The 13957-nt window shown below is 64.5% G+C and carries 12 protein-coding genes; 7 read left to right on the plus strand and 5 right to left on the minus strand.

What is annotated here, in order from left to right; all coding sequences use genetic code 11:
* Window positions 1-29 precede the first annotated feature (29 nt).
* From AADZ55_RS16275 to AADZ55_RS16285, 3 genes are all read left to right on the plus strand, one after another.
* Window positions 30-1238 (plus strand): amidohydrolase family protein, encoded by a 1209-nt coding sequence (locus AADZ55_RS16275; protein WP_085324394.1) that lies wholly within the window; start codon window positions 30-32, stop codon window positions 1236-1238.
* Window positions 1239-1342: 104 nt separating this feature from the next.
* Entirely contained in the window at window positions 1343-1729 is a 387-nt protein-coding gene (locus tag AADZ55_RS16280; protein WP_085324393.1) for an anti-sigma factor antagonist, read from the plus strand.
* Between the two features lie 134 nt (window positions 1730-1863).
* Window positions 1864-3816 (plus strand): SpoIIE family protein phosphatase, encoded by a 1953-nt coding sequence (locus AADZ55_RS16285; protein WP_085324392.1) that lies wholly within the window; start codon window positions 1864-1866, stop codon window positions 3814-3816.
* Here AADZ55_RS16285 and AADZ55_RS16290 read toward each other — a convergent pair.
* Window positions 3788-5017 (minus strand): acyl-CoA dehydrogenase family protein, encoded by a 1230-nt coding sequence (locus AADZ55_RS16290; protein WP_085324391.1) that lies wholly within the window; start codon window positions 5015-5017, stop codon window positions 3788-3790. The genes AADZ55_RS16285 and AADZ55_RS16290 overlap by 29 nt on opposite strands.
* On the minus strand, window positions 5014-6156 hold the full coding sequence (locus AADZ55_RS16295) for an acyl-CoA dehydrogenase family protein (protein ID WP_085324532.1): 1143 nt from the start codon (window positions 6154-6156) through the stop codon (window positions 5014-5016). The genes AADZ55_RS16290 and AADZ55_RS16295 overlap by 4 nt, the downstream gene beginning before the upstream one ends.
* Window positions 6157-6303: 147 nt before the next feature.
* On the opposite strand from AADZ55_RS16295, the gene AADZ55_RS16300 reads away from it, so the two are divergent.
* The 3 genes from AADZ55_RS16300 to AADZ55_RS16310 all read left to right on the plus strand — a co-directional run bounded on the left by AADZ55_RS16300 (window position 6304) and on the right by AADZ55_RS16310 (window position 9133).
* Window positions 6304-7104: a hypothetical protein gene (locus tag AADZ55_RS16300; protein WP_085324390.1), complete on the plus strand. Its 801-nt coding sequence runs from the start codon at window positions 6304-6306 to the stop codon at window positions 7102-7104.
* Window positions 7101-7757, plus strand: coding sequence for a hypothetical protein (locus tag AADZ55_RS16305; protein ID WP_085324389.1), 657 nt, complete (start codon window positions 7101-7103; stop codon window positions 7755-7757). The genes AADZ55_RS16300 and AADZ55_RS16305 overlap by 4 nt, the downstream gene beginning before the upstream one ends.
* Window positions 7758-7906: 149 nt before the next feature.
* A complete protein-coding gene (locus tag AADZ55_RS16310; protein ID WP_085324388.1) occupies window positions 7907-9133 on the plus strand; it encodes a cytochrome P450 in 1227 nt (408 codons plus the stop codon).
* Window positions 9134-9179: 46 nt separating this feature from the next.
* On the opposite strand, the gene AADZ55_RS16315 is transcribed toward AADZ55_RS16310, so the two are convergent.
* Window positions 9180-10004, minus strand: coding sequence for an SDR family NAD(P)-dependent oxidoreductase (locus AADZ55_RS16315; RefSeq protein ID WP_085324531.1), 825 nt, complete (start codon window positions 10002-10004; stop codon window positions 9180-9182).
* Window positions 10005-10412: 408 nt separating this feature from the next.
* Here AADZ55_RS16315 and AADZ55_RS16320 point away from each other — a divergent pair, with 408 nt between their 5' ends.
* Window positions 10413-11591: a PPE family protein gene (locus tag AADZ55_RS16320; protein ID WP_341286208.1), complete on the plus strand. Its 1179-nt coding sequence runs from the start codon at window positions 10413-10415 to the stop codon at window positions 11589-11591.
* A gap of 85 nt (window positions 11592-11676) precedes the next feature.
* Here AADZ55_RS16320 and AADZ55_RS16325 read toward each other — a convergent pair whose 3' ends face one another.
* Together AADZ55_RS16325 and AADZ55_RS16330 are read right to left on the minus strand one after the other, a co-directional pair.
* Window positions 11677-12912 carry a cytochrome P450 gene (locus AADZ55_RS16325; protein ID WP_085324965.1) on the minus strand — a complete coding sequence of 412 codons (1236 nt, stop codon included), beginning with the start codon at window positions 12910-12912 and terminating at the stop codon, window positions 11677-11679.
* The gene (locus AADZ55_RS16330; RefSeq protein ID WP_085324964.1) at window positions 12909-13931 is read right to left on the minus strand and encodes an LLM class F420-dependent oxidoreductase; all 1023 of its coding nucleotides are present in this window, start codon (window positions 13929-13931) and stop codon (window positions 12909-12911) included. Before AADZ55_RS16330 ends, AADZ55_RS16325 begins: the two co-directional genes overlap by 4 nt.
* Window positions 13932-13957: the final 26 nt, after the last annotated feature.

Here is a 13957-nt window from a genome sequence, read left to right on the forward strand (position 1 = left end):
GCGAAAAAGACTTCTCCGAGGAGATCGCCATGCCGTCTCGCGAACTTTCCTTTCCGGTGTTCGATGCCGACAACCACATGTACGAGCCGCAGGAAGCACTGACCAAGTTCCTCCCGGAGAAGCGCAAGCACGTGATCGACTACGTACAGGTGCGAGGCCGCACCAAGATCGTGGTTCGTGGCCACATCAGCGACTACATCCCCAACCCGACCTTCGAAGTGGTCGCCCGGCCGGGCGCCCAGGAGGAGTACTTCCGGCACGGCAGCGGCGGCAAGAGCTACCGGGAAGTGATGGGTGAACCGATGAAGGCGATCCCCGCCTTCCGTGAGCCGGGTCCGCGGCTGGATGTCATGGACGAGCTGGGCATCGACTACGCCCTGATGTTCCCCACGCTGGCCAGTCTGGTCGAAGAGCGGATGAAAGACGACCCGGAAATGACCCACGACGTCATCCACGCGCTCAACCAATGGATGCATGAGACCTGGTCGTTCAACTACAAGGACCGCATCTTTGCCACCCCGGTGATCACCCTGCCCATCGTCGACCGTGCCCTCGAAGAACTGGAATGGTGTCTGCAACGCGGCGCGCGCACCGTGTTGGTCCGCCCGGCGCCGGTGCCCGGCTACCGCGGCAGCCGGTCCTTCGGTTTCGAGGAGTTCGACCCGTTCTGGCAAGCCTGCGTGCGCGCCGAGATACCGGTCTGCATGCACGCCTCCGACAGCGGTTACTCCGAGATGCTCAACGTGTGGGAGCCCGGTGACGAGTTCCTGCCGTTTAAGCCGACGGCCTTCCGGAGCCTGGCGATGGGCCATCGGCCGATCGAAGATGCAATGGGCGCGTTGGTCTGCCACGGCGCGCTGTCCCGAAACCCCCAGTTGCGCATCCTGTCGATCGAAAACGGCGCCGACTGGGTGCCGCACCTATTCAAGGGCCTCAAGGGCGTCTATAAGAAGATGCCCGGGGCCTTCAGCGAAGACCCGATCGAGGCCTTCAAACGGTGCGTCTACATCAGCCCGTTCTGGGAAGACCGGTTCACCGAGATCGTCAAGATGGTCGGCACCGACCGGGTGGTCTTCGGATCCGACTGGCCACACCCCGAAGGCCTGAAGGACCCGATCTCCTTTGTCGACGAGCTTTCCGATTTCGACCAAGAAGACATCGAAAAGATCATGGGTGGAAACATGATGGAGGCGATGAAGATTTCAAAGCCGGTCGCCAACCCGGTTTCCGCCCTATAGACGGAACGGGCCCGCCTTGCTATACAAAAGGCGACAGCTTGTCTGCGGCTCGCAGAACCGACATCCATTGGGGGGAATCGGGTGCGGCCGACGAGGAGTGCACCATGAACCCGACTTCCGCAGGGTCATCCACCACCCCGATCGACGGCGCGCTCAGGGCAGCCAGCGAGCAGCGCGGCGCGGCGGTGATCATCCGAGCGACCGGCGAGATCGACGCCGCCAACGAGCACACTTGGCGTGACCTGGTCGCGGCGGCGGGTGCGGCCGCCACCGCGCCCGGACCATTCGTTGTCGACGTCAATGGCCTCGATTTCATGGGCTGCTGCACATTCGCCGTCTTGGCCGACGAAGCCCAACGGTGTCGACGCCGTGGCATCGAGTTGCGCCTGGTAAGCCAGGACCCCGGTGTCGCGCGGATTATTCAAGCCTGCGGATACGGTGGCGTGCTGCCCATACATCCGACGACGGCATCCGCGCTGTCCGCCGCATAAGTTCCGCCTGCAAGAAACGGATATTGCTGCCAACGCAGGTAGTGCGCGTTGATAGCCTGGTCGCTGTTGCATGGCGAAATTCGTCTGCGCATTCGACCCGTTTGTAACATCGGTCCGTAGGAGGGACGGCCAAAATGGCGGCCGAAATGGACTGGGACAAAACGGTCGGCGCGGCCGAGGATGTACGTCGCATTTTCGAGAACGTCCCCGCGATGATGGTCGGGCTCGAGGGGCCTGACCATCGCTTTGTCGCGGTAAACGCGGCCTTTCGCACCTTCAATCCAATGCTTCACACCGTGGGGCAGCCCGCTCGGGAGGTCTATCCCGAACTAGAGAGCCAGCAGATCTACGAAATGTTCGACCGGGTCTATCAAACCGGTGAACCGCAATCCGGATCGGAGTGGCGGCTGCAAGCTGACTACGACGGTTCCGGCATTGAGGAACGATACTTCGACTTTGTCGTCACACCGCGCCGCCGGGCGGACGGATCGATCGAGGGCGTGCAGCTCATGTTCGACGACGTGACCAGCCGGGTACGGGCCCGACTGGCGGCCGAGGCGCGCGTGGAAGAACTGTCCGAGCGCTATCGCAACGTCCGCGACTCAGCCACCGTCATGCAGCAGGCGTTGCTGGCCGCGTCGGTGCCCGTCGTACCCGACGCTGACATAGCCGCTGAGTACCTTGTCGCCGCAGAGGACACCGCCGCCGGCGGCGACTGGTTCGACGCGCTGGCCCTCGGGGATCGGCTGGTGCTTGTCGTCGGCGACGTCGTGGGCCATGGCGTGGCGGCCGCGGCCGTCATGTCGCAGCTACGTACCGCGCTGCGCATGCAGATCTCGGCCGGCCACACGATCGTCGAAGCGCTCGAGGCGGTGGACCGCTTCCATGAACAGGTGCCCGGATCGAAGTCGGCCACCATGTGCGTCGGCTCGCTCGACTTCACCTCCGGGGAGTTCCAGTACTGCACCGCCGGACACCCGCCACCCCTGCTGGTGACCGCGGACGGGAGCGCGCGATACGTCGAACCATCCGGCGCGGGTCCGCTCGGAAGCGGCACCGGATTCCCAGTCCGCGATGAAGTACTCAATATCGGCGACGCGATCCTGTTCTACACGGACGGCCTGATCGAGCGGCCGGGCCGGGCGCTCGAGGCCAGCACCGCCGAATTCGCCGACTTGGCGGCCAGCATCGCCGGCGGCGGTGGTGGCTTTGTGCTCGACGCCCCGGCACGGCCCATCGACCGGCTCTGTTCTCAGACACTTGAATTGCTGCTGCGGTCCACCGGCTACAACGACGATGTGACGCTGCTTGCGATGCAACGCCGGGCGCCAACGCCGCTGTTGCACATCACGCTGGATGCGACGATCACCGCCGCACGAACGGTTCGGGCCCGGCTGCGTGAGTGGCTGGCAGAGATCGGCGCCGATCACTCCGACATCACCGATGTCGTGCACGCGATCTCCGAATTCGTCGAGAACGTCGTCGAACATGCATACGCCGCAGACGTTTCCGAGGGCATCGTTGTCGAAGCGGCGCTGTCCGGCGACGGCAACCTGCGGGCATCGGTGATCGACCGTGGCCAATGGAAGGACCACCGTGATCGCGAGCATGGCCGCGGGCGCGGCCTGGCCATGGCCGAGGCCCTGGTGTCGGAGGCGCGCATCACGCATGGCACCGGCGGGACGACGGCCACACTTACCCACCGCCTGTCGCGGCCAGCCCGGTTCGTCACCGACACGATGGTCAGCCGCACAACCTTCCGACGAACCATCGACAGCGAATTCGTCTCCCTGGTCGAAGCCGGCCGCATCATCGTCCGTGGCGACGTCGATTCGACCACCGCGTCCACCTTGGACCGCCAGATCGCCGTCGAAAGCCGTTCTGGCATAGCGCCCTTGACGATCGACCTCAGTGCCGTCACCCACCTTGGTTCCGCGGGCGTCAGCGCGCTGGCCGCCGCCCATGACCGCGCACGCAAACAAGGCAGCGAGTGCGTGCTAGTGGCGCCACCCGGCAGCCCCGCGCACCACGTCTTGTCGCTGGTCCAGATACCCGTTGTCATGCCCGCCCGCGCCGCACCTGATTGAACGGCACCCCTTTGTCGGCGGCGTATTCCCGTGGGAAGTTCAGCACCCGCTCGCCGATGACATTGCGAGCCATCTCCGTTGTGCCGCCACCCAGGCAGACCGTCTGCCGCGACAGGTATCGCAGCCCGGCTTCCAATCCTTCGCCGTCTTCCCCGACTACCCCGGCCGCTCCCGCGATCGCCAGCGCGGTGTCCATTTCCAGGGTCACGGTCTCGGCGTGGAACAACCTGATCAGTGTTCCACCGGCTGGCGGCAGGATGCCGTCGCGGACACTGCGGTAGACATGGTCACCCAGCTGCCCGGCCACCGCGCGATGCACCAGTGCCCGGCCGGCCATCTCCCGCACGCGTTGGCTGCCGGCCTGCCCGGTTTTAGCCGCGAGTTCGGCAAAGTCGACTGGCTGGGTATGGCCGCCTTCGCTGCCGGCGCCGCTGGCGAACTCCGAGCCCTGCCCGACCGCGCGGCGTTCGTGGTACAGCTGCCGCGACGCCACCGCCCAGCCGTTGTTCACTTCACCGATCACGGCGTCAGCACCGACGTCCACGCCGTCGAAGAACTCCTCGCAGAACTCGGTGGAACCGCTTAGCTGGGTGATACGCCGCAACGTGATTCCCGGATGAGCCATGGGCACCAGGAACATGGTTAGGCCGTCATGCTTGGGCACGTCCCAGTCGGTGCGGGCCAGGCATAGTCCGTAGTCAGCCGCGAATGCGCTGGTACTCCATGTCTTGGCACCGTTGATCACCCACCGGTCGCCCTGTCGCTGGGCCCGGGTGATGACACCGGCCAGATCCGATCCGCCGCTGGGTTCGCTCAACAGCTGCACCAGCACTTCGTCGCCGCGCAGAGCGGCGGCGACGTGCTGCCTCTTCTGCTCCTCGCTGCCCGTGTCGAGCAGGGTGGCGCAACAGATGGTGAAGGTCGGTGTATTGAGGATCAACGGCATCTCGTAGCACAGGGATTCCACGTCGAACGCCCGCTGGTATTCGTAGTCCAGCCCCAGGCCCCCGTACTGGCGGGGGAAGCAGATGCCTGCGAATCCGCCCTCATAGAGCCGCTTTTGCAATTCGCGGGCTCGTCGCCACCAGTGTTCGTCATCGCGGCGCACGGCCGGCGGCGACCCCGGGTCGATGCGAGGCATGTTGTCCGCCAACCAAGCTCTGGCCCGGGCGGCGAAGTCGGCAACGGATTCGGTGGTCACTCGAGGGCATACTCCGACTCATACACCCGCCGGTTGTGTTCCTCCGGCGTGCCGAACATGGAGCGGTACAACACAACCCGCCTCAGGTACAGGTGCAGGTCGTGTTCCCAGGTGACGCCGATGCCACCGTGCATCTGCACGCAACCCTGGACGATCTGGCCAGCCATTTCGCCAACGTAGGACTTGGCGACACTGGCCGACCGGCCAGCTGCGGGTGCGCGGGTAGCAACGTCAGCAACCGCCGCGGCCGTGGTCGCGCGGCACGCTTCCACCCACATCTTCATGTCGGCGAAGGCGTGTTTGAGCGCCTGGTACGACGCCAGCGGCCGCCCGAACGTGTGCCGATCCAGCGCCCAACCGACAGTGAAGTCGAAGACCGTTTGCAGGATGCCGACCACCTCGGCGCACTGCATTACCTGGGCTATCTGGCTCTGCCGGTCGATCAGCCTGGCGGTCTCGGCGGCGCTACCGACAGCCGCGGACCCATCCACGACCACACCGTCGAACTCCACCCTCGCGTACTGCTTGACCAGGTCGACCGACTGCTGGGCGGTAATCCGCACACCCGGCGCATCCGTCGGGACCAGGAATTGGCGAATCTCAGCGTCATCTGGGCCGCAGCGCGCCACCACCAGCAGCGCCGCGCTCTGGGCCCCGGCCTCGACGCGATCTTTGGTGCCACTAATGCGGTAGCCGGAACCGGTCGGTGTTGCTACAACCGTCGGATCGAGCGGCGCCCAGCCCCTGCCCGGTTCCGACACCGCCCACGACGCCACCGCTGCACCGGACAGCAAGGCACCGATCGTGGCGGCGTGCGCGTCCCGGTCGGCGCAGTCCACCAGCCCTGCGAGCACGGTACTGACCGGATACAGCGGTCCGGGCGCCACCGTCTTGCCGAGCTGTTCGGCGACCATCGCCAGATCCGCAACGCCGCTGTCCGACACGCTGCCGCCGCCTAGCTCCTCCGGAACGAGCAAGCCCGCCCACCCAAGCTCGGCGGCCCGCCGCCACCACGCCGGATCGAAGGAAAGACCCGCGGCATGTAGCTCCCGGACGTGGCGCAATGACGCTTCTTTTTGCAGAAACGCTTGGGTGGTCGAGGTAAAGAGTATGTTTTCGGGAGAGTCGACGGCCCTCATGCTGCGCGGGGGAACGTTCGGGTGGCTGATCATCCGCCTGATCGGTCCTCGTCTGAGTTCGCTGGCGACTCAAATGTTAGCAATTGGGTAATACCGTAAGAGATACCGGAGTTCAGTCGATAATGATGCGGACGGGCTACAACGGCAATGGCTGAGATGAACGAACCGCCGTCGGAGTCGGCGGCCGCCAAGACCGACGCGATGGCGTTGGCCGAAGAAGCCGAAGCCGAAGCCGCCGAGGCCGAAGCGCTGGCCGCTGCGGCACATGCCCGAGCACGCGCCGCCCGGTTGAAGCGTGCGGCGCTGGCCACGGGCACAACCGGCGAGGCCGAGGACGATGCCGATTACGACGACGACGTCCCCGAGGGCTATGCGGACTGGGAAGACGGCGAAGACTATGAAACCGCGGACGAGGAGGCGGCAAAGGCGGCCTGGTGGCGACGGTTCCGGTTGCGGTTGCAGTTGCCGAGGCTGTCCACGATCGCCAAAGCGGCCGCGATCGTCATCATCTGTGGTTTTGCCGGGATTAGCGGATACATCGTGTTGCAACACGATGAGGCCACCGAGCGCCAGCAACGCGCCGCGGCGTTCGCCGCCGGAGCCAAACAAGGTGTCGTCAACATGACCTCACTGGACTTCAATAACGCCAAGGAAGACGTCCAGCGCGTGATCGACAGCTCCACCGGAGAGTTCAGGGACGACTTTGAGCACCGGGCAGCCGATTTCACCAAGGTGGTCGAACAATCCAAAGTGGTCACCGAAGGAACGGTGCACGCGGCGGCCGTCGAATCCATGAACGAGCATTCCGCCGTGGTACTCGTCGCGGCAACATCACGAGTCACCAACTCCGCAGGGGCGAAAGACGAACCACGTGCGTGGCGGCTCAAAGTGACCGTGACCGAGGACGGCGGGCAGTACAAGATGTCGAAAGTTGAGTTCGTACCGTGACCGATGATGTGCGCGACGTCAGCCCCGAAGCCGCTGACGCCACCGTGGGTGCTGAGATCGACCCCGTTGCAGACGAAGTCGATGATTCGTTGACCGAGGCATTTGACGCAGACGACGAAGTACCCGACCAGAAGCGTTGGTGGCGGCGTGACCTGTGGCGAATGCAGATCACGTTGAAACCCGTTGCGGTGATTCTGATCCTGCTCATGTTGATCTCCGGAGGCGCGGCGGCATGGCTGTATCTCGAGCAGTACCGGCCCGATCAGCAGACCGACGCCGGCGCCGAACGCGCCGCTGTCGCCGCGGCATCTGACGGGACGATCGCATTGTTGTCGTACTCACCCGACACCTTGGACAAGGACTTCGCCACCGCCCGGTCCCATCTTTCCGGCGACTTCCTCTCCTATTACGATCAATTCACACAACAGATCGTGGCTCCCGCGGCCAAACAGAAGTCGCTGAAAACGACCGCCAAGGTAATGAGCGCCGCGGTGTCGGAGCTACGGCCCGATTCGGCCATCGTTTTGGTCTTCGTCGACCAGAGCACCACCAGCAAAGACAACCCCACGCCCTCGATGGCGGCCAGCAGCGTGCTGGTGACCTTGGCCAAGGTCGACGGCAACTGGCTGATCACCAAGTTCACCCCGGTCTAGGGATGCGGAGAACTCGGTTCTCCTGGGAGACAATCCAATCCGGGGTTCCATCCCCCGTTGAGGCTTTATTGCTATCTATACTATGATAGCGACAATCCACTCGGTGCGGGCCTGTGCACGGCCTGACCGGTTGCCCAGGAGGAGCGCTGATGACGCCGCGCACCCAACCCGACGGCCAGCCCGTCACCCTCGACAGCACCGGTGAAACCAGTCCCTACCCATTCTTCGAATACATGAGACGCACCGAGCCGGTCTGGCACGGCGCACTGATGGACCACGCGCAGCTGCCCCCCGAATTGAGGCCCAGCGACGAGTGGGTGCTGTTCGGCTACGACGACGTATTCCAGGCTTTCCGGGACGACCGGACCTTCGGTTCCCACGCCTACGACAAGACCATCGGGTTGGTACTCGGACGCACCATCTTGGCGATGGGCGGCAAAGAGCACCACGACCACCGCAACCTGGTAGCCAAGGCCTTTCGCGCCACCGCGCTGCAGCGCTGGGAACCCTCGGCCATCGCGCCGGTTTGCGACCAGCTCATCGACGAGATCAAAGACCACGCTGAGGCGGACCTGGTCAAGGCGGTGACGTTCGAGTTCCCAACCCGGATCATCTCAGCATTGCTCGGGCTGCCCCGCGAGGACCTCGACCTGTTCCGGCGTTTGTCGTTCGATCTCATCTCGATCACCGCGGATATCGAAGCCGGTGTCAACGCCTCGATCCAGCTACGCGACTACTTCCTGGACCAGGTCGAACAGCGGCGCCGCAAACCCACCGACGACATCATCGGCGATCTGGTGGCCGCCGAGATCGACGACGAGAAGCTCTCCGACGAGGCGATCATCTCGTTCTTGCGACTCCTGTTGCCGGCCGGCTTGGAGACCACCTACCGCTCTTCGGGCAATCTGCTGTACCTGTTGCTCACCCATCCCGAGCAGCTGGCAACGCTCTACCAGGATCGGTCCCTGATTCCAGCTGCCATCGAAGAGGGCCTACGATTCGAAACCCCACTCACCATGGTCCCGCGGACAACCACTCAAGAAGTAGAGATGGGCGGCAGGACGATCCTGCCGGATGCGCAGATCGACCTGTGCATGGGCTCGGCCAACCGCGACGAAAGCCGCTGGACCGACGCCAACACGTTCAACATCCGCCGGCCGCGTCAGGCCCATATCGCGTTCGCCGGCGGTATCCACATGTGCCTGGGAATGCATTTGGCACGGCTGGAAACCCGGGTCATGTTGAACAGCCTGTTCGACCGCGTGACGGACCTGGCTTTGGTTCCCGACGACGGGACGGGTGCGGAAGCCAGAATCGTCGGGCTCACCTTCCGGTCGCCGAACAAACTTCCGGTGACCTTCGCACCGGCGGCATGACGAGGCGGCCATCCCCCATGACGTCGGCGGACAATAGCGCGTCGAATCACTTGGTGGTCGCGGCCAGACTGTGCTCCCACAGCTGGCGCGCAAGACCGGGATCGTAAGCCGCGCGGTTGGCTCGCGCGATCTTGCTCCGCGAGTAGTACTCACCCGGCGTCCAGTCCACCCCGGGCGTGCTGGACGCCAGCCAGACCAGCTGGTCGGCTCCTTGGTACGCGGTTGCGATGAAGCGTGCTATCGGCGTGTGCCGCATCACGCGGAGAAACCGTGATCCTGATGCTTCGCCGAAGTTGGAGTTGACATAACCCGGGTGGAACGCCGCTACCGAGAGACCGGCGGTGTGGTAGCGGCGGTGCAATTCCTTGGTGAACAAGACGATCGCCAGCTTCGAGAGCGCATAGGCAACGCTGGGCCGGCGCCGATCGGTGCGCTCCAAGTCGCCGATGCTGACATTTTGGAGCGGCTTTTGGGCCGCGCTGGATGTGTTGACGACGGTGGCACGGGAACCGACGAGTACATCCAAGAGCTGTGTGGTGAGCAGGAATGGTGACAGGTAGTTGACCTGATAGGTTTGCTCGTAGCCGTCCGCCGTCTTGTGGACTTTCGTAAGCATGCCGCCGGCGTTGTTGGCCAATACGTCGATGCACGGGTACTCCGAACGGATTTTGTCCGCCAAGGCCCGCACCTGGGACAGGTCGGCGAAATCGGCCACAAAGTAATCGGCGCCCAATTCCGCGGCCACCGATTTTGTCTTGCTTTCCGAGCGGCCCACCACGACAACGTTTTCGCCGTTTCCGCTTAGTCGCCGCGCCGCCGCGGCGCCAATGCCGTCGCTGGCACCCGTTATGACGATCGTTTTCTGCGTCATTTCGATGGCGTCCTCCACGGGGAGTGTATCGATCGCGGCCAAATGCCATTGACTGTTCGGCAGCTGTGGGGTGCTGACGGTGCGCCGCTGGCGCGCGCCCGGGGGCGGGGTGCGGGCGTCGGATCGTCCGGGTCATTTGAGACGCGTTGTCGCTGCGTTTACCTGACGTTCATATTGTTCAGCTGGATTTAGCCTGCGGCGGGGTTGCTGGTGCACCTTGCATCTGAGGTCGTGGCTAGTTGAGAGAATTTGACCTGTCGCCGCCGTTGTTTCCTGGCCATTCTTGCTACCAGTTCGACACCGCCAACCTCGGCGGTGCGAAGGGGCCAAGCGATCAGATCGCTGGCTACCAATAAAACTTGATACCCCGGGAAATTGCTCGGGTTAATGAGGCAAGGATTGCAGAAAATGGATTTCGGGGCGTTACCGCCGGAGATCAACTCCGCGAGGATGTACACAGGTCCGGGTTCGGGCTCGATACTGGTGGCCGCCGAGGTGTGGGACAGTGTGGCCGTTGACCTGTATTCGGCCGCGTCGGCGTTTCAGTCGGTGGTCTGGGGACTGACGGTGGGGCCGTGGATAGGTTCGTCGTCGGGGTTGATGATGGCTGCGGCCTCGCCGTACGTGGCCTGGATGAGCGCCACCGCGGGTCAGGCCGAGCTGACCGCCAACCAGGCCAGGGTTGCGGCGACGGCCTTTGAGGTGGGGTTTGGGCTGACGGTACCGCCGCCGCTGGTCGCAGCGAACCGCACCCAGTTGATGATGCTGGTCGCGACCAACATCTTCGGGCAGAACACCCCGGCGATCGCGGTCACCGAGGCCGAATACGGGGAGATGTGGGCCCAGGACGCGGCCGCGATGTTTGGTTATGCGGCTGCGGCGGCCACGGCGACGGCGACGGTGACGCCGTTCCAGGAGGCCCCGGAGATGACCAGCGCGGGTGGGCTCGCCGAGCAGGCCGCCGTGGTCGAGGAGGCCACCGACACCGCCGCGGCCAATCAGGTGATGAACAATGCGCCCCAGGCGCTGCAGCAGCTGGCCCAGCCCACCCAGGGCGGCGCGCCCTCGTCGAAGCTGGGTGAACTGTGGAAGGGCATCTCGCCGCACATGGGGCCGGTCGGCAGCATGGTGGGGATGGTCAGCAACCACGTGTCGATGGCCAACTCGGGGGTGTCGATGACCAACACCGTGAGCTCGATGATGAAGGGGTTTGTTCCGGCGGCGGCTGCCGCGGCGGTGCAAACCGCGGCGGTGGAAGGCGGGGCGAGGGCGATGAGTTCGCTGGGCGCCGAGCTGGGTTCGTCGGGCCTGGGCGGTGGCGTGGCCGCGGGCATGGGTCGGGCGGCGTCGGTCGGCTCGTTGTCGGTGCCGCAGGCCTGGGCCGCGGCCAACCAGGCCGTTACACCGGCGGCGCGGGCGTTGCCGCTGGCCAGCCTGGCCAGCGCCGCCGAAACCGGACCCGGGCAGATGCTGGGCGGACTGCCGGTTGGGCAGCTGGGCGCGCGCGCCGGCGGCGGTGGGCTCAGCAACGTGCTGCGGGTGCCACCACGCGCCTATGTGATGCCACGCATCCCGGCCGCCGGGTAACACCCACCCAGGGATCCGACCCACAACGTCACCGGCCAGATGAATCAGCAAGCAACGTCGACACCGGGCGACTTACTCGTGCGGCTTAGGTCAGCGAGTAGCGAACCGGCAGGTGTTTGAGGCCGCCGACGAATGTCGTGGCGACGAATTGCGGATCACCAATCAGCTCAATGGATCTCAGCCGCAAAAGCAGCTCCGTGAAGAAGCTGCTGACTTCCATGCGGGCCAGTGCCGCGCCCATACAGAAGTGCACGCCATAGCCGAAGGCTAGATGCCTGTTGGGGTCGCGGCCGACGTCGAAGCGGAACGGGTCGTCGAAGATGTCCTCGTCGCGATTGGCCGACACATAGGACAGCAGCACGGATTCACCTGCGGCGATGGGTATTCCGCGCACCACGGTGTCCTTGGCGGCGGTGCGCATGAACTGCTTGACCGGGGTGACCCAGCGGATCATCTCTTCGGTCGCCAGCGGCATCAAGTCGAGTTTGTCGCGCAGTCGCGCAAGCTGGTCCGGGTTCTCGACAAGTGCGTGCAGGCCCCCGGAGATTGTGGCGCTGGTGGTGTCGTGACCCGCGGTGGCGACGATGAGGTAGTAGGAGACGGTTTCGATGTCCGTCAGAGGCGCGCCGTCGATGCGGGCGTTGGCGATCGCCGACGCGAGGTCTCCGGTTGGATGCACGCGGCGCGACGCGGTCACCCCGTTGAAATACTGGAACATGTCGAGCAGCGCGGGCACCTGATCTTCGCTCGTGGTGCCGCGTTTGAACTCGGTGTCGTCGCTGCCGAACAACTCCTGGGTCAGCTTGAGCATGCGAGGAAAGTCGGCCTCCGGCAGGCCCAGCAGCGACATGATGGCGTACAGCGGATAATTGACAGCGACCTGCTGAACAAAGTCGCATTGGGGACCCAAGTCCACCAACTTGTCGACGTAGGTCTTGGCCAATTTGTCGATGCGAACCTTCAACGCCCGCATCGCTTTAGGACGAAACCAATCGGCTCCGATCGCGCGGACCACGCGGTGCTGCGGGTCGTCCAGATGGATCAGTGTGCGAACTCCCATCGCGGCCTGCATTTCGTCGCCTTCAGCGGTGGTAAGGACCGGGCGGGGCCAGTTGGTAAACAGCACGTTGTCGCGTTCGATGTCCATGACGTCGGCGTACTTGGTGATCGCCCAGAACGGGCGGTAATTCGGCACCTCGACCCACGACACCGGAGCGCTGGCACGCAGATGCGTCAGGGCCGCGTGCAACCGAGGCTCGTCGGTATAGGCCAAAGGATCCGCCAACAGCCTGGCGGCCTCGTCCGTCGTCGGCGCGCTCACCGGCGAAACTCCTTCAGCGCGGCGCTAATACAGTCCTGAGAGGTGGCCAGAAAGATCGGCAAGACACGGTCGACCACCCCCACACACCGACTGCGCAGTGCGTCGGCGACCGTATCGATCGGGCCGACGATCGCGAAAGCACCCAGCATCTCGTCGTCGATGAGCTCACCCATGGCGTCCCACTCCCCTCGCAGGGAGAGACGGCGCAGTTCGGTGTGCAGATCGCCCCAGCCATGAATCTCAAGAACCTGGCGGTAAGCAGGCGTGGAACCGTAGAAGGCGATCCGCTTGCGGGTGGCGGTGCTGGTGGCCACCAGCTCGGCGTCGTTCGCGCCGGTGGCCACCATCACCTCGCACGACACCTCGAAGTCACTGCGATCGCGACCCGATCGCGCCAGACCACCTAGCAGCGCCGGCATTGTTACCTCAGTGAGATACCGCTTCGAGACCATCGGGTGACCGAGGTGGCCATCGGCGACCTCGCCACACATCTCGGTCATCGCCGCACCGACGGCGGCGATGAAGACTTTCGGAGCCGGATAGGGCTGCGACTCGGGCGTGAACATCGGGGTCATGATCTTGTGCGTGTAGAACTCCCCCTCGAAGCCAAGCTTGGTCCCGTCCCGCCAGGCCGACCAGATCGCGTGCAGCGCGGCGACGAATTCACGCATGCGAGGCACCGGATGGCTCCAGGGCATGCTGAATCGTTTCTCGATATGCGGCCGGATCTGGGTTCCCAGACCGAGGATGAACCGTCCCTGCGAGTACGTCTGTAGGTCCCAGCCCAGATTGGCTACGGTCATCGGGTTGCGCGCGAACGCCACCGCGATGTTGGTGCCGAGCTCTAGTCGCGACGTGTGCTCGGCGGCCAGCAGCAGCGGAAGAAAGGGGTCGTGGCTGGTTTCGGCTGTCCAGCCTCCGTCGTAACCTTTGCGCTGAAGTGCGACAGCCGCGTCGGCCGCGCGGGCAAGCTGGTTGGGGATGCTCCCGTCGATCTTGAGGCGGGGGGCACTACCCATGCGGGTGACTTTACAGTAAGCAATCC

Source organism: Mycobacterium decipiens (assembly GCF_963853665.1).
In the GTDB taxonomy this organism is placed as follows: domain Bacteria; phylum Actinomycetota; class Actinomycetes; order Mycobacteriales; family Mycobacteriaceae; genus Mycobacterium; species Mycobacterium decipiens.